The following is a 20,159-nucleotide window of genomic DNA, read 5'->3' as shown; positions in this document are numbered from 1 at the left end:
TCGCGCGGGGAAGGGTCTGGTACGTCCACGCAAGGGAGTTCGCCGCGGCTACGCACTGTCTACATCTTCTCTGCATCACGAACACCACGAGCAACGTGGATCGATGCCGACGCTGAGCCCAATCAAAATAACCCAAGGGAGAACCGACCGATGAATCACACTGGAAACTGCTTTTGTGGCGCCGTCGAACTCAAGGTGAGCGGAGAGCCTGAGGCAATGGGCTATTGCCACTGCCGTTCATGCCGCTCCTGGTCCGGTGGTCCGGTGAATGCGTTCAGCCTCTGGAAGCCCGAGGCGGTCGAGGTCACCAAGGGCGCCGACCACATCGCGACGTTCGAGAAGACCGCGATGAGCCAGCGCAAATATTGCACAAAGTGCGGCGGTCACCTGATGACCAACCACCCGACGCTCGGGCTCGTCGACGTGTTCACCGCAACGATCCCGACGCTGAAATTCAGCCCAGGCGTTCACGTCAACTATTCCGAGGCAGTGCTGCAGATACGCGACGGCCTGCCGAAGTTGAAGGATTTTCCGGCTGAGTTCGGCGGCTCCGGCGAAATGATCGCCGAATAGCTCGAAGGCTCCCCATCACGAAAGCGGGCGGCGGCGTGCCGCCACCCGCCTGCGTATGGGCTCCGCGCCCCACAAATCGGTATCCGGCAGGCTTGCTTCGCATGCGAGGCGTCCGACCATGTCGGCGGCCGCCGGGTCGTCTTTGGCCATCGACAGCCATGTCGGACGAAGGTCCCGCCCTGCAAAATCCGGGTTTGGTTTTGCTGACGAGCTTCCGCTAAAAGGCGAGCAGTGCCGGTCTTGGCAGGGACCGTCGTATTTCGCCTGATAAAATAACAGAGGAAGCGTCAGATCATGACCAGACCAGAATTGCCGGGGCGCACGCCGCGCGGGGAGGGAGTTCCGACGGCGCTCGACGGCCTGCTGGTCGTCGACTTCACCCGCGTCGTGGCCGGCCCGGCCTGCACGCAAACGCTGGCCGACTTCGGGGCCGAAGTCATCAAGATCGAGAATCCGGACGGCGGTGATGACACGCGCGCCTATGAGCACGCCGAAATCGGCGGGGAGAGCGCGGCGTATCTGAGCCTCAACCGCAACAAGCGCGGCATTGCGCTCGATTTCAACAATCCGGCCGCGCTCGAGGTGGCGCGCGCGTTGATTGCCAAGGCCGACGTCGTGGTCGAGAATTTCTCCGGCGGCGTGATGAAGAAATTCGGTCTCGATTATGCGTCGGTGGCGCCGACCAACCCGCGGCTGATTTATTGCTCGATCTCCGCCTACGGCCGCAAAGGCGATTTCGCGCTGCGCCCGGGCTTCGACCCGATCACGCAGGCCGAAAGCGGCTTCATGTCGCTCAACGGCTTTCCGGATGGCGAGCCGGTGCGCACCGGGCCGCCGATCGTCGACATGGCGACGGGCATGTCGGCCTGCAACGCCATTCTGCTGGCGCTGATTGCGCGCGATCGGCTCGGTCGCGGTCAGCAGGTCGAGGTCGCATTGATCGACACAGCGGTGTCTATGACCGGCTTCTACGGCATGGCCTATCTCATCAATGGCAACAATCCCGGCCGTTTCGGCAACTCTCCGAACGGTTCGCCGACCGTCGGCGTCTACCGGGCCTCCGATGGTCCGCTCTACATGGCCTGCGCCAATGACCGGCTGTATCGCCGGCTCGTCACCGACGTGCTGGATCGCCCGGATCTCATCACCGATCCCGAGTTTGCTCACCGCAAGGCGCGCACGGCTAACAAGGAGAAGCTGCGCGCGATCATTGCCAGCGTGTTTGCGGGCGACACGCTCGAGAACTGGATGGCGAAGATGAAGAAGGCCAACATTCCGGTTGGCTATCTGCGGACGGTCGAGGAGGGGTTCAACGCGCCCGAGGTGCGCGACCGGCATCGCCTGAGCAGGATTGCGCATCCAACCGCCGGCTTGGTTCCGAACATCGAGTCGCCGGTCAATATGAGCCTGACGCCGTCCGTTGATCCTGTTGCTGCCCCGCTGCTCGGTCAGCATACGAAGGACGTGTTGAGCAAGACGCTCGGCTACGACGATCGGCGCATCGCCGCGCTGGCCGAGGCCGGCGCGTTCGGCAAGGCAGGCAACACCGGCTAGGGCCTTTTCCGTTCCGATGGAATCGGAATGGGGCTCTGGCTTCTAGTTTGACGCGTTTCCTTGACACGAACCGGTATCCGCTTCGCTCGAAAACGCTCCAGCGTGCTCAGCCTGCACAAAAGATCAACTATTCGCAAAACAACCTGACAGCAGGCGAGAGGAAAGCCTCTCGCCTGGCGAGATGTCTTTCAGGCGTCGCAGGCCCCGGCGCGTCGCCGGCGGCCTTGAAGCTGGTCCGTTTCGGGAACTCAGTTCGGCTTGCTGCGCAAGTTGTTCCTTGGCATACTTTCAACTTCTTCGGGTTCCGCCCGATCAATCTCGAGGCGTGCCATCCGGAGGATGAGGGTTGCCGTGGTCAGGCCGAGGCGTTCGGCCTCTTGTGCTGCGGTGTCGACCTTCTGGGCCAAGCCTTCACGTTTACCTGGGTATGCCATTCGTAATCCTCACTTAAGGTGCGAGATGAAAAATCCCACATACGTTGCGGAGCTGCAGAAGAAGCTCGGAGCTCCATCGAGCGAAACACTGGAAAGCCTGCGACTGTTGAAGGCTTTCCTTCGACTTGCGCCCGACCAGCGTTCCGAGGTCATCGAGCTGATCGAACGTTTGGCGGTTGAGCCGCCGCGCGATCCCTCACTGTCCTGAGGTGCTCGCAAATCTTTCCTGTGCGTCAGCTGTTCATTGGCTTGGCGGGCGCTTGCGTCGCGATCACGTAGATCGCGCCGCCCTCGAGCGCTTCGGATTGGTGACGGGTGCCGGCTGGCAGCAGGATGGTGTCGCCGGCGCCGACCACCCGCTCGCCGCCATCCCAGATGAAGTTCAGCCGGCCGCTGACGATCATCAGGATCTCGTCGACCGGATGGGTATGGAACTGATGCACCTTGCCGGCCGCATCATGCTGCAGCTCGACCGAGCCCTGGGCCGGGAGCAGGTTCAGGATCTCCGGGGCGATGGCAAATTCAGTCTTCGTGCCTGCGATGATCTGGGTCATGCTGCCTGCTCCTTGTTCGCGATCGGTTGAGCCTTGTTCTGCGCGAGCTTGGCGAAGGGGCAGCCCGAGCTCGCATGGTTGTCGTCGTGCAGGAAGTACTGCAGATACTCGCGGCCGTCGGTTGCGCCGTAGCGGCCAAGAAGCGGAGAGGGGCTTGCGCTGTCGTACGGGATCAGGCGCTTGCGCACCTCCGCGAACGCGGCGTTCGCGGCCTTCTCCGTCCCGAGGATCTTGTCGAACACCCAGCGCGGCTGGAACGTGAGCATGAAGGCGCTGGACCGGCGGCTCTGCCGCATCACATGCGCGGGCGTCGTGCAGACCACGAAGATCGGCTCGCCCGCAAACGAGAACTCCCACATCGGATGGTCGATCTGTTCCGGAATCTCTGATGGCCACGGGTTCTTGTCCAGCCGCGCGAGCTGATCGAGCGTCAGCCACATCTTGCGATAATAGGCATCGAGCGTCTGCACCGGGCGGGGCCGCGTGAACACGATCAACGAGGTGTTGGGACCGAACGAGCGCGCCTGCGAGACATATTGCCCGAGTTGCTCGCCCAGCACCGCCACGTCATATGGATCGAGGAAAAGGTAGCGGAGCTGATCCTGGCGATGTCCGGTCACGCCGAACACGCAAGGGAACGGCCTTGCCTCGCTGCTCATCTGCGCTTCAAACTCGGAGAACATCACGCTCTGCCAGCTGCTGACCGGAAAGTTTGACGTGACTTCGCCTTTTCTCAAGAACAAGCGCTCCATAACACCCCCTACACTCATAACGACACTAACGAGCTATCAACTTGCTTCTCATCAAGAGCGGTCCGGCAATGCCCGGCAGCGACATGAGAAGCAGAATGACAATCAAGGCGCTGTAGCCGCCGTCGCCGATCGCGGCCGTGTTGTGTACGGCGTCGGTCCCCGAGGCGTTGCTGGCGGCGAGCATCGCGAAGCCGATGATGGGCTGCGAGATGCCGGCGAAGATTCCGGCGGCTGTGGTGTTCACGGATGCGCCCACACCGATCAGATCGGCGGTGTAGAGCTTCTTGACGCATTTCAGCACCAGCGGGACGGTGCCGCCAGCGACGAGCCCCAAGGCAGTGAACACGACGGTGACGTAGGCGAGACCAAATGTCTGGGCGATCGGCGGCAGCAGCATCGCGATCAGCAGCATGCGCAGCACGCAAATGCCGATCAGCGCGCGCTCAAGCGCCGCCGCGGCGCGATCGGCGGCGTGACCCAGGAAGATCGAGCCGAGCGCATTGCCGATCATGAAGGCGAGCAGGGGCGTGCCGGCCGCCGTCGGGGAGATGTGGAAGAAGTGCGCGACCATCGGAATGCCCCAGACGCCCGACAGCGTCGTCACCACCGCGAAGTGCGACGCAAACGTCATTGCGCAACCCCAGTTCGCGACATGAGCCAGCGATTGCCGCGCGGCGATCACCACGCCCTTCAGCGTCTTGTTGCTGTGCGAGGCCGGATCTGGCTTGAGCGCGAGCTTGGCGAAAGCCAGGTTGGCCAACCCAATGCAGGCGATGAACAGGAAGCAGGCCCGCCAGCCGAACCCTGAGACCGCAGCTGCAAGCGGCGTGGTCGCGATCACGCCCCCGACATAGCCGGAGACCTGCGAGATGCCCGACATCATGCCGAACCGCTCATCCGCGAAGCTCTGTGCCACGAGCTTCAGGAGTGCGGTGAAGACCAGCGCATCGCCGCAGGCGACGATCAGGCGCGCAACAAAAACGTCGAGCAGGTTCGGTGCTAGCGCGAACGCGGCGCTGCCGAGCGAGGAGGCGATCATGCTGACGAGAACGACGCGCTTGACGCCGTAACGGTCGACCAGAAGGCCTGCCGGAATCTGCATCAAGGTGTAGCCCCAGAAGTAGCTTGAGGCGAGCATCGCAACGCCGGCCGCGTCGGTGTTGAAGTCGTGCATGAAGCTGAGGCTGACCGACTGCGGCGATACGCGCTGCAGGAAGGCGATGGCGTAGGCGATGGCCACCGCCGTCCACGCGAGATAGGCGCGATCGGTGAAGCGCGACGTCGGGGCATAAACAGCTTGTTGTCCGAGCATCGACATCACACCCTCGCGTAACCCACCGAGAAAAGGGCATCCGCTGAATTCGGAATCTTCCGCGATATCGCGGCATCGACCAGCGACGCGGTGCCATGATAGGCCTGCCGATGGTGCTTAATGTGGCCGTAAGCGCCACGCATGATCATGTCGGGCAGTTCGAGCGGCTTGCCCGGATAGAGCGAGGTGCACATCTCGATACAGGCCGCCTGCAGGGCGAGATCCTGCGTATCGTCGAGCAAAGATGGAGTCACTTTTTCGCAAATCTTAGCGTTCGCTGCCCAGACGATCGGGTTGCGGGTTCGCCAGCCGTAGAGCACGTTGCCCTCGGCTCTCGCGGCGGCGCCGGAGCATTTCAGGACTTCCGATGTGAAGAAGCCGTAGAAGCCGCGGCCCTGGTGCGCCGGGAGCACTTCCGTGCCGCTGCGATAGATTCCAAGTCCGGCCGACATCTCCAGGATGCGGTAGACCGAGAAGGCAATGAGGCCGGACCGATCGTAGACAAGGATCAGGCTATACTTCTTGTCGAAGGGCGAGGAGGTTGTTGTCCAGTGCGGCTCGGTGGCCTGCCAGTTGACGGCAATGATGCCGTTCATGGCGTCCATCAGCGGCTGACGGTCGCACGCTTCGACCCGGGAGGCATCGGGTAGACTGTAGATCGCGTAATCCGTCCAAGGCGATTTGATCGCCTCGTATCCGCTGCCCAGACTTCGCGGCATGGCAGAACTCCAGAATTCCAATGCGAGCTATACAGGGCAGCCTCGAATGGCTTAAAGGACAATATGCCCTCGAAAACTGCCAAAGCGCCCCGGCCCCGGCCTGAGCCGCGCGACAAGAAAGCGACGCGGCGGATCGCGATCGTTGCCTTTCCGGGTGTGACCTTGCTCGACATCTCGGGACCGGCGCAGGTGTTTGCAGAACTGGAAGCGATCGAGCTGCCGGGACCGGACTACTCGCTGTCCTACCTGTCGACCTCCGGCGGGTTGGTGCCAACCGATGTCGGCATGATGATCGACACGACGCCGATCGACAGTATTGCGCCGGCCGAGGTCGACACGCTGGTGATCCCCGGCGGGCCCGGTATCTGGAAGATTCGCAACGACGCGAAGTTGATGAACTGGATCGCGGAGGCGCTGCCGAAGGCGCGCCGTATCGCGTCGGTTTGCCTTGGCGCATTTGCGTTGGCCTGGACCGGGATTCTGGACGGCAAGCGGGCAGCAACGCACTGGCGTTATTGTCCCCGTCTGCAGGATAGCTTTCCCAATATCCGGGTTGAGCCCAACGCGATTTTCGTCAAGGACGGACGGGTCTGGTCATCGGCCGGGGTCAGCGCCGGCATCGATCTGGCGCTCGCCATGATCGAGGAGGATTTCGGCCACACCATCGCGCTCGATGTTGCGCGCAGACTTGTGGTGTTTCTGAAACGGCCGGGCGGTCAGAGCCAGTTCTCCACCGTCCTTGCCGCACAGGCATCGGACGTCGAGGGACGCTTCAGCGCGCTGCACGCCTGGATCATCGAGAACATCACGAGCGACCTCAAGGTCGAGACCCTCGCGGAAAAGGCGGGGATGACGCCACGCACCTTCGCCCGGACCTATGTCAGCCGCACCGGCATGACACCGGCAAGCGGCGTCGAGGCGCTGCGCGTGGAGACGGCCCGCTTGCTGCTCGAAAGCCGCCAGATCGGCGGTGTGGTCGAGGTCGCCAAGCGCGCGGGATTTGGCGATGACGAGCGAATGCGGCGGGCCTTTCTGCGCCACCTCGGCGTATCGCCGACCGAGTACCGAAACCGGTTTTCGGGCAGCTAGCTCGCCTCGGGCGAGGTCGTCTGGATACGAACCGCGTCGCGTCGAGAACCGATCTATCTCACGAGCGAATAGCTGGCCTTCGCTGGCCGGATTCGTGGCTCAAGGTGGTAGCTTTTCCGGTTTGTCTGCGGCTAATGTGCCGGCCAAATCGGGAGAAGAAACACCATGAATGACGGGACCCCCATTCGGCAGACGCGCAATGTCGAACTCGGCGCCAGCGGCGAGGAATTCCAGAACCTGCACGAATTCGCGCGAAAGGCCCGCGCCAAGCTGAATCAGAACGCCTGGGACTACATCGTCGGCGCCTCGGAGACCGAGACCACGATGCGCCGCAACAGAATGGCGCTCGACGAGATCGCGTTCCGGCCGCGCGTCCTGCGCAACGTCATCAACGTCGATCCTTCCATCGAGGTATTCGGACGCAAGCTCCGGCTTCCCGTGATGATCGCCCCGGTCGGCGCGCTCGAGATCTTCGATCCGAATGCGGGCGCGGCCGTCGCGCGTGGAGCGGGAACGTTCGGCGCGGCGCACATGCTGAGTTCGGTTTCCGAGCCCGGGCTGGAGGACACCGCCAGGGCGGCACCGGATGCGCTTCGCATCTTCCAGCTCTATGTGCGCGGCGACGATGCCTTTGTCGAGGATGTGGTCAGCCGCACCATCGACAACGGTTACGCCGCGTTCTGCCTCACGGTCGACACCGCCCACTACAGCCGGCGCGAGCGCGACATAGCCAAGCGCTATGTCCGCGAGAGCCGCATCCGCGCCACCGGCGGCGATTTCCAGAAGGGGCTGGAATGGCGGACGGTGAAGCTGATCAAGGACAAGTTCAAGATTCCACTTATCCTCAAGGGGATCGCCACCGCCGAAGACGCCAAGATCGCCCTCGACCACGGGGTCGACTGGATTTACGTCTCAAATCATGGCGGCCGACAGCTCGACCATGGCCGTGGGTCCATGCATGTCCTGCCCGAGATCGTTCAGGCGGTCGCGGGCCGTGCCAAGATCATGGTCGACGGCTCGTTCTGCCGCGGCACCGATATTGTGAAGGCTATCATTTCGGGCGCTGATCTTGTCGGCATCGGCCGCCTGCAGTGCTGGGCGCTTGCCGCGGCCGGCGAGGCCGGCATTGTCCGGATGCTTGAACTGCTGGAGGACGAGGTGATCCGCTGCCTCGGTCTGCTCGGCGTCACCAGCTTTGCCGAACTGGACAAATCCTACCTGCATCCGGCGATGCCGACCAATCTGCCGAGCGTGTTCAGCGCATTCCCGCTTCTCGATATCGATCCCTACCGCTACTGAGCCGCTGCGAGCAATCTATGAAGCGTTGGCGTGGTCGAGGCATTGTGCGCCTCGATCGCGCCAGCGGCGATCAATCTGTGGTGTCCATGAAGCCGCCGCGGCAACGACAAAGTCTGATCCAAATGCCGCACTAGTCGAGGCGGATGGCAAATAATCCATTCGCGGAATTTTCACTCGAGCGCGCGATCGGCTTGCGCTGGACCTTGCGGGATATTCAGGCCGGCAGGCTCAAATTGTCACCGGTCAGCGACGAGGATCTGCACATCCTCGCTGAGCTCGGTCTCGTCGAACTGCATGACGACGAGCCCGGGCTGACGGAGACGGGAGCCGCCGTGGTGAGGGACTGAATAGGCGCGCAGCCTAGCGCGCGTTCAGGAAGCTTTCACCGGAATTGCAAGGCGTGCACTGATAGGTCAGCACGTCGTAGACTTGGTCGCGAGGCTCGATCAAGGCAAGCCGCATTTGCGTGCCGCACTTCATGCACGGCATCTCTATGCTGGTCTTGAACCGGGTGCAGGTCGGTGTCGGACGAACGGCGCGCAGCATCGGATCCCCTTATTCCCCAGAGACGCGAACGCGGCCGACGAAGAAGCCGAATCACTATGCCACAGTGCTGACATAATTGGAATCGGCTGTCGGTCGTGGCTAGGTAATTTTTCCTCAATTGGCCGGAGCGAGTCATTGCTCGCGATCCGGCGCTGACGCCGTCACAATCTATGCTAACCTCGCCAGACGCTTATTTCAGGGGGCGCGATCATGATTGAGCCTAAGCTTGAAGTTCCCGCCGAGTTGCGCGATCTCGCGGAAAAGACCATCGACCAGGCCGAACAGGCCTTCAGTCTGTTCTTTGATGCTGCGAGCAAGTCGATGACGTCGATGCCGGGCGCCGGTACCGAGATCTCCAAACAAGCGCTGTCGTTCACCGAGCAGAACATGAAGGCGGCGTTCGAGCATGCGCGCAAGCTCGTGCACGCAACGGATCTGCAGGAGGCGATGCGGATCCAGTCGGAATTCCTGCGCAGCCAGTTCACCAATGCCGGCGAACACATGCGGCAGATCAGCGGTAGCGTGATGTCGGCGACCAAGGACGCGACGAAGGGCAAGTTCTAGGACGGCGTTCGCGGCCCCATCGACGGTTTAGCGCCGGCGCGCGACGGCGACGCCGAGCAGAAACGCGACGAACAGGCTTGCGAGCGGCGCTTCGCGCGTGACCGCACTCACGGTGGCCAGGGCTCCGCCCGGTCGGCGCGAGGTCGCGATGGCATCGCTGAGGCGATCGGCGGCGGCTCGGAGTCCATCCGACACCTCCGTGATCGTACGCGAGACGTCCGTCGCGGTGTCGATCGCTCGTTCACCGAGTGTGGGTTGAAGCGGGAACTCGGGTGTTTCGGAGCTCATGTGCCGTGCCGCGATTTATTGAAAGTCAGGTGACCAACGCCTTTGCCATCCGCACGTATTGAACGGCGATGGCGGTCACATATCCCAGAAATTCCGCAGCGGCGGATTGGTTCCACCGACATGCCTCGCTTTCACATCGGGGAACCGGAAACTTACGCGCGGGTCGCGGCTTGTTTCCGTGGAGGAGACGATGATGACAATGCAGGCGCATGGCATTGCAGATGGCGGTTCGGTCAAGCATCGAAATCGGCATGGTGGCACGCCGCTGTTGGTCGCGGCCGTGGTTGCGATCCTCGGCGTGCTCGGCATGCTGATCGTGGATCACGGTCCGTGGAACAAGCCGAACGTGCAGCCGGCCGCTTCGGCTAACTACTCAACGACCGGCGAGGCGGCGCGCGCGGCTGGCGCAAAGGTCATACCGACCGAGCCCAAGGCACCGATCGAGCCTGATCCACCCGGCCCAAAGCCCGCTCATCCGGCAAACCCGAGCACGCCGCAATAGCTGCGGGCGTTCGTGGGATCACATCCCGACGCAGGGCGCGGGAATTGACACGTCGGGCAAATCAGCGGCACAAAATCATCGTCGGAATGTCGCGGGATGATCAGCGAATGCTGACCAGCATGCCCCACGCTGCTGCAAATCCTGCACCAACGAGAACCAGCACCGGGCTGTCGCAGAACATGCCGCCATACTGGCACATGGTGGCACCGAGAGAGCCGATCTGATGATGGCCCGCGGCGTAGAACAGGCCGGACAGGACCGCGAGCACGGCAGCAACGAAATACATCGACGCTTCCTCCTTGCAATCAAATGCGGCGCGGGTCAGTTCGACCGACGCAGGCCAAAAACTGCATTGATGTCGATCCAAATATTGTGAGATGTCCGCTTGACGCGTCGGGCACACATCATCGCAGCAAGCATAGGCGCTTGGCACCGGCCTGCGCTGCGATTCCGGATCAATGCCCAAACTTTCGCTCAAGGCGGTTTCTCACCATCGAAGCCGACGCATCGCATTTTACCGATCGCATTCAGCCCGAAATAGGTTTGACACGTCGGGCAACTCAGAGTCATAATCCGAAAATCAGAAATTGTTGAGCCCGCGCGGAGCAATCCGCGGCGGGCTTTTCCTTTGCCGTTTCACCAATCGGACGGCGACCGCACCGTCACGACGCCATATCCTCCCAGCCCGTCGCCTGAGTGTCGCAAGCGCGCCGCCGTCCGGCCCCCTTGAAAAGAGAACGAATTGGCTGGTGCGCGCGAACGCGCCGGTCCTGCGGCGCGGCGAAAGCCGGCGCCGCCCGCGGCCCCACTCGTCAGGGCTAAGGTTCGCGCCCCAAAGATCGCCGCCCGCTGCGCGATCTGCCGCACATTCATGCCATGGCCGCATCGCGCGCTGACGGCCGATCAACGAGGTTTGCATGACCGCCTATCTGATATCGCTCGCGCTCGCGGATCTGGTTGCCATCGCGTTGTGGGAGCTTGCATGAGCGCCGAGATCATCCAGTTCATTCAGCGCCCGCATTCCAAACGCGAGCAGACGGACGTTCCCACGGTCGCATTTTCGTGCGGTGTTGCCTGATCCTGATCCGGATTGCGACACGGCTCCGAGCGAGTACATCTTCTTGGCCAATGATTTTATCCGGCGAGGATATCGGCTCTTCGAACCTGTCTCGCCCTGGGCATGGCAGCACACGCTGTATTGGAGGAAGGAGCTCGTCTAGATCCTGCGACGTGGGTTCGGGTTGTCGCGAACAATTCGATGACGTTGAGCGCCCGGTGGCTTCGGCGATCGGGGTTTTTTGCGTTTCTGGCCATGGGTAACATCCTTTGGCAAGCCGCGGTCGTAGCCGGCATCGAATTTTGGGCGTGGGGATGCTAGAATGGGCCTCTGCAGTGCGAACGAAGCATCGCTGGAAGCGTTTCCTTAAATGGGCGCCCGGCGGCAGTCGTGGATCCTGAGCGCTGAATTCGCGGAATGCAGGCTTGCGCGCCTTGATCTCTGGTGATCGATCGATAAACTGAGTTGACGGCTCGATCGCGCGCGCAAATGTCTTGGAGATCGAACGAAGGAAGAGACCATGGTTGAGGTTGGCCGCGGGCTCGACACGAAGGTACAGCCAGGCCCGGATATGGATCGTTATTCGGTCATGGTCGCACGCGCCAGGGCGCTTGTTCCGGCATTGCGCGAACGGGCATCGCGGACCGAAGAGCTGCGCAGATTGCCGCCGGAGACCGAGCGGGATTTGCTTGACAGCGGCCTTTTCCGGATCCTGCAGCCCAAGCGCGTCGGAGGCAGCGAGCTCGACTATGTTGCCCTGGTCGACTGCGCCGATGCCCTCGGGCAGGGAGACGCCTCGGTCTCCTGGAATTTTGCCAACCTTGCAAGTCACCACTGGATGCTGGGTATGTTCGCGCCCGAAGCGCAGAGCGCGGTGTGGGGAGAGGATCCGGATGCGCTGATCGCGTCTTCCTTTGTCTTCCCGGCAGGTCGTGCGAGGAAGGCAAGTGGCGGATATGTTCTGAGTGGTCATTGGCCGTTTTCGTCCGGGGTGGAATCCTGCGGATGGAACATGCTCGCGAGCGTGGTCGCCTCGGATGATGAGGCCGATGGTGTCGAGTATCGGCTATTCCTGTTGAACAGGCGGGACTACAGCATCGACGACACTTGGAATGCGGCTGGCTTGCGCGGAACGGGATCGAACGACGTGCGGGTCACCGACGCATTCGTTCCCGAGCATATGACCGTTGCCGTCAGCGATCTTGCGGGAGGTGCGACGCCGGGCAGTATCGTCAATCCGAATGCGCTCTACATGCTTCCGGTCTTTTCGTTGTTTCCCTATGTGTTGTCCGGGGTTGGTTTGGGAAATGCGCAGGCTTGCCTTGATGACTATGTCGAGATCGCGCGACACCGCGCTTCGACATATAACCGGGCCAAGATTGGGGACCTGCAAAGCACACAGATCAAGATCGCCGAGGCGTCGGCGAAGATCGATGCCGCGCGGCTAATCATGCGCACGAACTGCGTTGAGGCACTTGCGGAGGTCCGGCGTGGCGATATCCCGGGCATTGCAGCGAAGACGAAGCTTCGGCGCGACGGTGCGTTCGCGGTCAATTTGTGCACCGAGGCGGTGTCTCTTCTATTTGCGGCGGGCGGCGCACGCAGCCTGTTTACCTCCGGAGCGTTGCAGCGCCAATTCCGCGACGCGCACGCGGTGAATTCGCATCTCGCGTTCAATTTTGACGCGGCGGGCACCAATTACGGGCGGGTGGCTCTGGGGCTGCCGTCTGAAAACCTGACGCTTTGAGGTAAGCCGGATGTCCGACTCGCCCAAACATCCGCTGGATCCCGCCAGTGAGCTCGCAAGCGATAGTTCGGCGATCGATCCCCGTGATTTCCGCAATGCGCTCGGTACGTTCGCAACAGGTGTGACGATAGTCACCGCGATGGCGGCTGAAGGACGGCCCTATGGAATTACTTGTAATTCCTTTGCATCGGTGTCGCTCAATCCGCCACTTGTGTTGTGGAGCCTGGGCATGTTTTCGCAGGGACTGCCGATCTTCCAGAATGCCAGCCATTTTACGGTCAACGTTCTAGACGCGTCGCAACAGGCGCTGGCGGTGCAGTTTGCCAGATCGTCGGGTGACAAGTTCGCGGGTGTGAGCTGGACGCCGGGCCTCGGGAATGCTCCCGTGCTTGCCGATGTGGTCGCGAATTTCCAGTGCCGTGCCGCCAACCGCTACTATGGCGGGGATCACGTCATTTTCCTGGGCGCGGTGGAAGCCTACGCCTATAACCGGAACAATCCGCTGGTGTTCGCGCGCGGAGGTTTTGGCGGGTTTTTGGCTGAGGGTGGTGACAAGACATCATGAATCGAAAGACGCCCGTCAAGCGCGTTCGTGCCAAGCAGAGGCGACTATCAGCCGTCGATCGTCGCAGTGAATTCGTTACCAAGGCAACCGAGCTATTTGCGGAGGAGGGATTTGGCGGCGGCACGCGCGCCCTTGCTCACAAGCTCGGCGTAACGCAGCCGCTGCTTTACCGCTACTTTCCGAGCAAGGACGATCTCATCAAGGAGGTCTACCGCAAGGTATATCTCGAACCGCTTGAAATCGGCTGGGAGAAGTTGCTCTCGGATCGGTCACGTCCGCTCCGCGTGCGGCTTCAGGAATTTTACGAGATCTATACCGACGCGATTTTCAACCGAAGATGGCTCCGGATCTATCTTTACTCCGGCCTGAAGGGCCTCGATATCAATCGGTGGTATGTTGGCATGGTCAAGGACAAGATCCTGACACGCATTCTCCGGGAATGCCGCCACGACGCCGGCCTCGCGACGCAAGGCAGGCCCAGCGCCGCAGAACTCGAGCTGGCCTGGGTGTTTCACGGCGGCATCTTCTATTATGGCGTACGCAAGTACATCTACGAAGCGCCTGTCCTCGAGGACAAGGCGCAAATGATCAGTGACGCGCTGGATATCTTCCTCGCGGGATTTGAGAGGATGGCGGAGAGCGCGACCGATCGTCGACGGGCGCCGATCAAGGTCGTCGGCTGACCCGGGCTACATTGTCGCCATCTGACCCCGATACCAATCTCCGATCTCGCTTGCCGTCATGAGGGCGACGCCGTCATGGCCGATGACGTAGTCGAGCAGGGCCTCCAGGTACTTGATACGATGCGGCACGCCCGTGATGTAGGGATGCACCGAGATGGCCATGATCCGCGCGTTCTCTGCGCCCTCAAGGTACAGCCGATCGAACTGGTCAGTGCAGCGGGTCATGAACTGTTCCGACGGAAGGTGTTGCAGCGCGTGAATGACAATGTCGTTGGTCTCGACCGAATAGGGAATCGTCGTCACGGTGCCGTGCGGCGTGGCGATGTCCTGGGGGAGATCGTCGATCACCCAATCGGCCACGTATTCGATCCCGTTGAGGCGCAGGAGATCGAGCGTTTTTTCGGTTTCGGTCAGGCCCGGGCTTTCCCATGATCGCGGCGGCTTGCCGGTAAATCCAGCAATCGTGTCGACCGCGCGCTTGATTGCGTCCGCCTGGTTTTCGACCTTGTGCATCGGGCCCTGAACAAACCCGTGTCCCATGAATTCGAAGCCCGCCTCGCGCGCCGCCGACGCCACACGCGGATAGCTGTTGCAGACGTTGGCGTTCGCAGCCAGCGTCACCGGAATCTTTCGATCGGTCAGAGCTTTGAACTGCCGCCAGAAGCCGGCGCGCATGCCGTATTCATGCCACGACCAGTTCGGCACGTCGGGCAGCAGGGGCTGGCCCATCGGGGGGCTCAGCACGGTGCGTGGCATCGCATTCTCGATGCGCCATTCCTCGACATTGAGGATAACCCACACGGCAAGCTTCTTGCCGTCAGGTAAGGTCAGTTTCGGTCGATCGACCTGTGCCTGGTACGGAATGCGATCAGTAAAGGCCATGTCGAACCTCCTTCACGTCGATGATCCGGCAGCAGTGGCATTGATCCGCGGCAGGACCTTCTCGGCCATCAGGATCATCGATTGACGGCCAAGCTCGCGATCTTTCCAGTCCTTGCCGGCGTAAAGCAGGGTTCCGAAGGTGCCAATCTCTTGCTCGAACGCCAGCAACTGGTCAGCCACGCTTTCGGGCGTGCCGTAGATGATCAATTTGTCGCAGATCGACTCCAGTGTGACCTCGGCGTCGGGTTGATCCCGTCGCGTCTTGAACAACTCGAGCCGGCCACTGCGCTTCAGCTTCGTGAACAGCTGGTGATAATAGTACACGTAGGGACTATCGCGCGACGTGGCATAGGCCTTCGCGGTTGCTGCATCCTTTGCCACGAACACGCTCTTGGCGACACGCCAATTGGCAGGCTCGGCTGCCCGGTTCACGCGCGCACAACCCTCGACATATTTCGGCCAGTGGCTCTTCACCCATGCCGGCATCAGGAAGTTTGCCGAGATCGGATCCCAGCCGCGCGCCGCCGCCTCCGTCACGCCCTTTGAGAATGGCGCAACCGCGGTCACCACGATTGGCGGGTGAGGGGCCTGCAAGGGGCGAGCGACGATTCCCTGGCCGATATCCTCGATCAGAGTCCTTTTGACCGAAATGTTCCAATATTTGCCCTGCAAATCATAGGGCGGCTTACCGGCCCAGATATCAAGAACCTGATTGATGGCTTCGAGGAACATGGCATTGCGGTCGGCATCGAGATTGCCGAAAACCTCCGCGTCGGACAGCAATCCACCGGGGCTGATTCCAAGGATGAAACGGCCATCAAGCATGTGATCGAGCATGGCGACGGACGCTGCGATGGCTGCCGGATGCGTGTTTGGCATGTTGATCGTGCCGGTTCCGAGCTTGATGTGTTTGGTTGCGGCTGCGAGCCAGGCAATGAAGGCGATGCTGGAGGTGATGTTCTCGGCCTTGTCGGTGACGTGTTCGCCGACATACGCCTCGGTGAAGCCGAGCTCGTCCGCGAGCAGAAAAGCCTCGCGATCCTCCCGGAGCGATTGCCGCCAATCCTTGTCGAGAGGATGGATCGGCATCGTAAAGAAACCGAGCTTCATGATCCGCCTCCCCGCGATTTGAACTTTAGTTGGCAAGGAACCTGCGGCCTTCCCGAGGCGAAGACAAGTCCTGCCGCACAAATAATCACTCGATAAACAAGCTTGACCTTTGAAGAGGGCGGCCCTCTAATCGGGCAAACCAAAATTGGGCCCGGGAGGCCATGCCCACATGAAAGCTGCGGCTTTCGCCTACGCCCGCGCGACCAGCGTCGTGAACGCGCTGGAGTTGCTCGCCATGCACGGCGACAAGGCGAAGGTTCTGTCGGGTGGTCAGAGCCTGATGCCGGCGATGAACCTGCGGCTCCTGTCTCCGGACATTCTGGTCGATATCGGCTGCCTCGCCGAGTTGCGCGGCATCACCGTGAGGGGAGACGTGCTGGTCATTGGCGCGCTGACCCGGCACGTCGATCTGCTCAGATCGCCGGAGGTTGCACTGCACGCGCGGCTGTTGCGCGATGCCGTTGCCCACGTTGCCCATCCCGCAATTCGCAATCGCGGAACGATCGGCGGCAGCCTCGCTCACGCCGATCCTGCGTCGGAGCTGCCGGCCTGTGTTGTGGCGCTTGACGCCACGATCGTTGTTCGGGGCTCGGCCGGCGAGCGCCGGATTGCTGCGACGGAGTTTTTCAGGGGAATTTACGAAACGGCACTGTTGCCCGACGAGTTGCTTGTCGCGGTCGAGGTGCCGGTCGCAGGCCAAGGCTCGACATTTTTCTTTCAGGAATATGCCCGGCGGCATGGCGACTACGCTGTCGTTGGTCTCGCCGCCCGTGCCGTAGTTGCGGCCGGCAGGTTCTCAGCTCTTCGCCTCGGCTTCTTTGCTGTTGGCGACCGGCCATTGCTCGCGGCGGCCGCCGGCAAACTGATCGATGCCACGGTAACTCCCGCCTTGCTCGCAGAGGCGGCGGCAGCACTGGCCGATGAACTCGATCCACAGGAGGACCAGCAGGCGACCGCGGCCATGCGTCGACACCTGGCGACGGTCTTGCTCCGGCGCTGCGTGGCAGCATTGCTCGCACGGCCAGAACTGGAAACGGGAGTCGGCAAGTGAACGCTCCGGTGCCGGTCTCGCTTCTGGTCAACGGCGAACCCATCGACGCCTTCGTCTTGCCGCGGCTCAATCTTGCTGATTTCCTCCGGGAAAATCTCAAGCTGACCGGAACCCACATTGGGTGCGAGCACGGCGTTTGCGGTGCCTGCACGGTCCGACTCGATGGCGAGATCGTTCGCTCCTGTCTGATGCTGACGGTCCAGGCGCAGGGTGCGTCAGTTGAGACAATCGAGGGGCTGTCTGACAGCGGTGAAATAGCCGATCTTCAGGCGGCATTTCGCGAACGCAATGCATTGCAGTGTGGCTATTGCACGCCTGGGATGCTGATCACGGCGCAGGACCTGCTGAAGCACGTGTCCGTGCCTGATCGTCGAGCAATCCGCGAGCATCTTTCCGGCAACTATTGCCGCTGCACAGGCTATCAGGCCATCGTGGATGCGGTTGAGGCGACAGCCATGACGCGCGCGGAGCGGGGCGCATGACGGAGAGGCGGGCCACAGCAGACGCGCTTTCGGTGTTTGATCGCCCGAATTCCTACATCGGCAAGACCGTACCGCGGCCGAACCTCGACAGGTTGCTGCAGGGGCGGGGCCAATATGTCAGTGATCTCGAATTGCCGCGGATGGCGCATGTGGTTTTTCTACGGTCGCCACATGCCCACGCCAAAATCGCAGCGATCGACGCTGACGCGGCAAGGCGCATGCCCGGTGTCGTTTCCATCGTCACGGGTCGTGAACTTGAAGCGGTCATCACGCCGTGGGTCGGGGTGCTCTCGCACCTGAAGGGACTGAAGTCAGCGCCACAACACGCGATCGCGGTCGACCGCGTGTGCTGGCAGGGCGAGGCCGTTGCAGCGATTGTGGCGACCAGCCGTGCTGCAGCCGAAGATGCCATGGAGCATATTTCGGTCGACTACGAGGAGCTTGAGGCGGTCACGGACATGCGTGCTGCGCTCGATCCGGCAGCTCCCGTCATTCATGCTGTGCTCGGTGACAATCTTGCCTTTGAGCGGACGCTCGACGCCGGCGACGTCGATCATGCATTGTCGGGGTCCGAACTCGTCGAGGCCGACTTCGTATTCGGGCGCCACACCGGCGTGACACTTGAACCGCGCGCCGTCGTTGCCGATTGGAATGCGGCCGAGGCACGGCTCACGATCTATCAGGGCACGCAAGCGCCCCATATGGTGCAGAACATCGCGGCGCTGCATCTTGGGTTAGGGGAAGCGCAGGTCCGAGTGGTCTGCAAGGATGTCGGCGGCTCGTTCGGCATCAAGGTCCATATCTACGCCGACGAAATGGCGACCTACGCGCTGTCCAAGCTGTTGCGTCGGCCAGTCAAGTTCGTGGCGGACCGCGTCGAGAGTTTCAACACGGACATCCACGCCCGCGATCATCGATGCAGGGGACGGATCGGGGTCAGGCCGGACGGTACGATTACGGCCTTCGAGATCGACGACCTGACGGGGATCGGCCCGTACTCGATGTATCCGCGCACCAGCGCCATCGAGGCCAATCAGGTGGTCAATCTGGTCGGTGGGCCCTACGCCACGGCGAACTATCGGGCGCGGGCGCGCGTCGTTTTCCAGAACAAGAACGTAATGTGCCAGTACCGGGCGGTCGGACACCCGATCGCCTGTTCGGTCACCGAAGGCCTGGTCGATCTGGCGGCCGCGAAGATCGGCATGGACCCCGTCGAAATCCGGCGGCGCAATCTGATCGCCGACGATGCCTATCCGTGTGCATCGCCCTCGGGCATGAAGTTCGAGCAGCTTTCGCATCACGCCTCGTTGACCAAGCTGCTTCAGATGATGGATTACGACGCGTTGCGGGCTGAGCAAGCGGCCTTGCGCGCCAGAAACGTCCATCGAGGCATCGGAATCGCGAGCTTCATCGAGGTGACCAATCCCAGCGCTGCCTTTTACGGCGTGGGCGGCGCGAAAATTTCATCGCAGGATGGCGTTGCGGTCCGGCTCGACGCGCAAGGGTCCGTGATCTGCCAGACCAGCATCACCGAACAGGGGCAAGGGTCGGAATCGCTGACGGCCCAGATCGTCGGCAGCGTGCTTGGCGTTTCGATGGAACGCGTCCGCGTCATCCTGGGCGACACCGACCACACGCCCTATGGCGGTGGTACCTGGGCCTCGCGCGGTGCCGGCATCGGCGGCGAAGCTGCATTGCAGGCAGCCAAGGGCCTGCGAGAGAACATCCTGAACGTCGCCGCGGCCATCCTGCAATCGACGCCGGACGGGCTCGATATCGTCAACAACACGATCGTCAACGCCGCCGACGGCGCGCTTCGCATCGAACTGAACGAGCTGGCGCGGATCGTCTATTTTCGACCGGACACCCTGCCGCCCGGTGTCCAGCCCGAATTGATGGCGACCCGGCATTTCGTTCCGCGCCAATATCCCTTTGCGTTCACCAACGGCGTTCAGGCCTCATGGCTCGAGGTCGATACCGAGACCGGGTTCGTCAAGCTGCTGAAGCATTGGGTTGTCGAAGACTGCGGCACCATCATCAACCCGCAACTGGTCGACGAGCAGATCCGGGGCGGGGTCGTGCAGGGGCTCGGCGCGGCGCTGTTCGAGAAGTGCATCTACGACGAACGCGGTCAGCTGACCAATGCCAATATGGCGGACTATCTGGTCCCGATGTCCGGCGAGATGCCCGACATCGAGGTCGGCCACGTGGTGTCTCCGACGCAGGAATCGGAACTGGGAGCCAAAGGGGCTGGGGAGGCGGGGACGGCCGGCGCGGCAGCAGCGGTTGCCAACGCGGTCAATGACGCGCTCCGGCCGCTTGGCGCAACAATTACCGAGATTCCGCTCACGCCTCAGGTTATCCTGACCGCCCTGGGACGGATCTGAGTGGAGACG

At 62.0% G+C, this 20,159-nt stretch carries 24 protein-coding genes and 1 pseudogene; 15 read left to right on the top strand and 10 right to left on the bottom strand.

Going from position 1 to position 20,159, the window contains the following annotated elements:
- The first annotated feature begins 150 nt into the window (after nucleotides 1-150).
- A complete protein-coding gene (locus ACVIHF_RS22620) occupies nucleotides 151-573 on the top strand; it encodes a GFA family protein (RefSeq protein WP_026193083.1) in 423 nt (140 codons plus the stop codon).
- Between the two features lie 291 nt (nucleotides 574-864).
- A complete protein-coding gene (locus ACVIHF_RS22615) occupies nucleotides 865-2,127 on the top strand; it encodes a CaiB/BaiF CoA transferase family protein (protein WP_253609938.1) in 1,263 nt (420 codons plus the stop codon).
- A gap of 248 nt (nucleotides 2,128-2,375) precedes the next feature.
- Here ACVIHF_RS22615 and ACVIHF_RS22610 read toward each other — a convergent pair whose 3' ends face one another.
- The gene (locus tag ACVIHF_RS22610) at nucleotides 2,376-2,561 is read right to left on the bottom strand and encodes a hypothetical protein (RefSeq protein WP_016847356.1); all 186 of its coding nucleotides are present in this window, start codon (nucleotides 2,559-2,561) and stop codon (nucleotides 2,376-2,378) included.
- Nucleotides 2,562-2,586: 25 nt separating this feature from the next.
- Here ACVIHF_RS22610 and ACVIHF_RS22605 point away from each other — a divergent pair, with 25 nt between their 5' ends.
- Entirely contained in the window at nucleotides 2,587-2,769 is a 183-nt protein-coding gene (locus ACVIHF_RS22605) for a hypothetical protein (RefSeq protein WP_168856031.1), read from the top strand.
- Between the two features lie 25 nt (nucleotides 2,770-2,794).
- Here ACVIHF_RS22605 and ACVIHF_RS22600 read toward each other — a convergent pair whose 3' ends face one another.
- From ACVIHF_RS22600 to ACVIHF_RS22585, 4 genes are read right to left on the bottom strand one after another with little or no spacing between them, the layout of a single operon-like run.
- A complete protein-coding gene (locus tag ACVIHF_RS22600; RefSeq protein ID WP_253589728.1) occupies nucleotides 2,795-3,115 on the bottom strand; it encodes a cupin domain-containing protein in 321 nt (106 codons plus the stop codon).
- The gene (locus ACVIHF_RS22595; protein ID WP_253607726.1) at nucleotides 3,112-3,852 is read right to left on the bottom strand and encodes a YqcI/YcgG family protein; all 741 of its coding nucleotides are present in this window, start codon (nucleotides 3,850-3,852) and stop codon (nucleotides 3,112-3,114) included. Before ACVIHF_RS22595 ends, ACVIHF_RS22600 begins: the two co-directional genes overlap by 4 nt.
- 40 nt (nucleotides 3,853-3,892) lie before the next feature.
- The gene (locus ACVIHF_RS22590) at nucleotides 3,893-5,185 is read right to left on the bottom strand and encodes an MFS transporter (RefSeq protein ID WP_225645893.1); all 1,293 of its coding nucleotides are present in this window, start codon (nucleotides 5,183-5,185) and stop codon (nucleotides 3,893-3,895) included.
- Nucleotides 5,185-5,919, bottom strand: a complete 735-nt coding sequence (locus ACVIHF_RS22585) for a hypothetical protein (protein ID WP_456780114.1) — start codon at nucleotides 5,917-5,919, stop codon at nucleotides 5,185-5,187. Before ACVIHF_RS22585 ends, ACVIHF_RS22590 begins: the two co-directional genes overlap by 1 nt.
- Before the next feature lie 42 nt (nucleotides 5,920-5,961).
- Between ACVIHF_RS22585 and ACVIHF_RS22580 the strand changes: the two genes are divergently transcribed.
- From ACVIHF_RS22580 to ACVIHF_RS22570, 3 genes are all read left to right on the top strand, one after another.
- Nucleotides 5,962-6,987: a GlxA family transcriptional regulator gene (locus tag ACVIHF_RS22580; protein WP_456792564.1), complete on the top strand. Its 1,026-nt coding sequence runs from the start codon at nucleotides 5,962-5,964 to the stop codon at nucleotides 6,985-6,987.
- A 165-nt stretch (nucleotides 6,988-7,152) separates the two neighbouring features.
- Nucleotides 7,153-8,286, top strand: coding sequence for an alpha-hydroxy acid oxidase (locus ACVIHF_RS22575; protein WP_253607728.1), 1,134 nt, complete (start codon nucleotides 7,153-7,155; stop codon nucleotides 8,284-8,286).
- Nucleotides 8,287-8,429: 143 nt separating this feature from the next.
- Nucleotides 8,430-8,633: a hypothetical protein gene (locus tag ACVIHF_RS22570; RefSeq protein ID WP_253607729.1), complete on the top strand. Its 204-nt coding sequence runs from the start codon at nucleotides 8,430-8,432 to the stop codon at nucleotides 8,631-8,633.
- Nucleotides 8,634-8,646: 13 nt separating this feature from the next.
- Here ACVIHF_RS22570 and ACVIHF_RS22565 read toward each other — a convergent pair whose 3' ends face one another.
- Complete coding sequence (locus tag ACVIHF_RS22565; RefSeq protein ID WP_018272817.1) at nucleotides 8,647-8,832, bottom strand: hypothetical protein; 186 nt, start codon at nucleotides 8,830-8,832, stop codon at nucleotides 8,647-8,649.
- A 210-nt stretch (nucleotides 8,833-9,042) separates the two neighbouring features.
- Here ACVIHF_RS22565 and ACVIHF_RS22560 point away from each other — a divergent pair, with 210 nt between their 5' ends.
- Nucleotides 9,043-9,396, top strand: coding sequence for a phasin (locus ACVIHF_RS22560; RefSeq protein WP_016847366.1), 354 nt, complete (start codon nucleotides 9,043-9,045; stop codon nucleotides 9,394-9,396).
- A gap of 27 nt (nucleotides 9,397-9,423) precedes the next feature.
- Here ACVIHF_RS22560 and ACVIHF_RS22555 read toward each other — a convergent pair whose 3' ends face one another.
- Nucleotides 9,424-9,684: a hypothetical protein gene (locus ACVIHF_RS22555; RefSeq protein WP_050383887.1), complete on the bottom strand. Its 261-nt coding sequence runs from the start codon at nucleotides 9,682-9,684 to the stop codon at nucleotides 9,424-9,426.
- Between the two features lie 199 nt (nucleotides 9,685-9,883).
- Here ACVIHF_RS22555 and ACVIHF_RS22550 point away from each other — a divergent pair, with 199 nt between their 5' ends.
- Nucleotides 9,884-10,186 (top strand): hypothetical protein, encoded by a 303-nt coding sequence (locus tag ACVIHF_RS22550; protein WP_057020638.1) that lies wholly within the window; start codon nucleotides 9,884-9,886, stop codon nucleotides 10,184-10,186.
- 100 nt (nucleotides 10,187-10,286) lie between these two features.
- Here the strand turns inward: ACVIHF_RS22550 and ACVIHF_RS22545 are convergent, their stop codons facing one another.
- On the bottom strand, nucleotides 10,287-10,472 hold the full coding sequence (locus tag ACVIHF_RS22545) for a hypothetical protein (RefSeq protein ID WP_092082963.1): 186 nt from the start codon (nucleotides 10,470-10,472) through the stop codon (nucleotides 10,287-10,289).
- 838 nt (nucleotides 10,473-11,310) lie between these two features.
- Between ACVIHF_RS22545 and ACVIHF_RS22540 the strand changes: the two are divergent.
- The 4 genes and pseudogenes from ACVIHF_RS22540 to ACVIHF_RS22525 all read left to right on the top strand — a co-directional run.
- Nucleotides 11,311-11,406, top strand: a pseudogene (locus tag ACVIHF_RS22540) (GNAT family N-acetyltransferase); the annotation flags it as partial.
- Between the two features lie 408 nt (nucleotides 11,407-11,814).
- Nucleotides 11,815-12,990 carry an acyl-CoA dehydrogenase family protein gene (locus tag ACVIHF_RS22535; protein WP_456794114.1) on the top strand — a complete coding sequence of 392 codons (1,176 nt, stop codon included), beginning with the start codon at nucleotides 11,815-11,817 and terminating at the stop codon, nucleotides 12,988-12,990.
- A 10-nt stretch (nucleotides 12,991-13,000) separates the two neighbouring features.
- A complete protein-coding gene (locus tag ACVIHF_RS22530; RefSeq protein WP_076834073.1) occupies nucleotides 13,001-13,555 on the top strand; it encodes a flavin reductase family protein in 555 nt (184 codons plus the stop codon).
- Complete coding sequence (locus ACVIHF_RS22525; RefSeq protein WP_018272811.1) at nucleotides 13,552-14,238, top strand: TetR/AcrR family transcriptional regulator; 687 nt, start codon at nucleotides 13,552-13,554, stop codon at nucleotides 14,236-14,238. The genes ACVIHF_RS22530 and ACVIHF_RS22525 overlap by 4 nt, the downstream gene beginning before the upstream one ends.
- A gap of 6 nt (nucleotides 14,239-14,244) precedes the next feature.
- On the opposite strand, the gene ACVIHF_RS22520 is transcribed toward ACVIHF_RS22525, so the two are convergent.
- Both ACVIHF_RS22520 and ACVIHF_RS22515 read right to left on the bottom strand, forming a co-directional pair.
- On the bottom strand, nucleotides 14,245-15,120 hold the full coding sequence (locus ACVIHF_RS22520) for a polysaccharide deacetylase family protein (RefSeq protein WP_456792563.1): 876 nt from the start codon (nucleotides 15,118-15,120) through the stop codon (nucleotides 14,245-14,247).
- Between the two features lie 12 nt (nucleotides 15,121-15,132).
- The gene (locus ACVIHF_RS22515; protein WP_456792562.1) at nucleotides 15,133-16,230 is read right to left on the bottom strand and encodes an LLM class flavin-dependent oxidoreductase; all 1,098 of its coding nucleotides are present in this window, start codon (nucleotides 16,228-16,230) and stop codon (nucleotides 15,133-15,135) included.
- 169 nt (nucleotides 16,231-16,399) lie between these two features.
- On the opposite strand from ACVIHF_RS22515, the gene ACVIHF_RS22510 reads away from it, so the two are divergent.
- Genes ACVIHF_RS22510 through ACVIHF_RS22500 form a run of 3 tightly spaced genes read left to right on the top strand, consistent with a single transcriptional unit; the run spans nucleotide 16,400 to nucleotide 20,150 of the window.
- Nucleotides 16,400-17,281, top strand: coding sequence for an FAD binding domain-containing protein (locus tag ACVIHF_RS22510; protein ID WP_456792561.1), 882 nt, complete (start codon nucleotides 16,400-16,402; stop codon nucleotides 17,279-17,281).
- Nucleotides 17,278-17,763 carry a (2Fe-2S)-binding protein gene (locus ACVIHF_RS22505; protein WP_456792560.1) on the top strand — a complete coding sequence of 162 codons (486 nt, stop codon included), beginning with the start codon at nucleotides 17,278-17,280 and terminating at the stop codon, nucleotides 17,761-17,763. The genes ACVIHF_RS22510 and ACVIHF_RS22505 overlap by 4 nt, the downstream gene beginning before the upstream one ends.
- Nucleotides 17,760-20,150, top strand: a complete 2,391-nt coding sequence (locus ACVIHF_RS22500) for a xanthine dehydrogenase family protein molybdopterin-binding subunit (RefSeq protein ID WP_456792559.1) — start codon at nucleotides 17,760-17,762, stop codon at nucleotides 20,148-20,150. The genes ACVIHF_RS22505 and ACVIHF_RS22500 overlap by 4 nt, the downstream gene beginning before the upstream one ends.
- Nucleotides 20,151-20,159 lie beyond the last annotated feature (9 nt).

The sequence above is a fragment of the Bradyrhizobium sp. USDA 4506 genome, from assembly GCF_054058795.1.
Note: the sequence above shows the minus strand (reverse complement) of the source record. Positions and strands in the feature narration are given on the sequence as shown.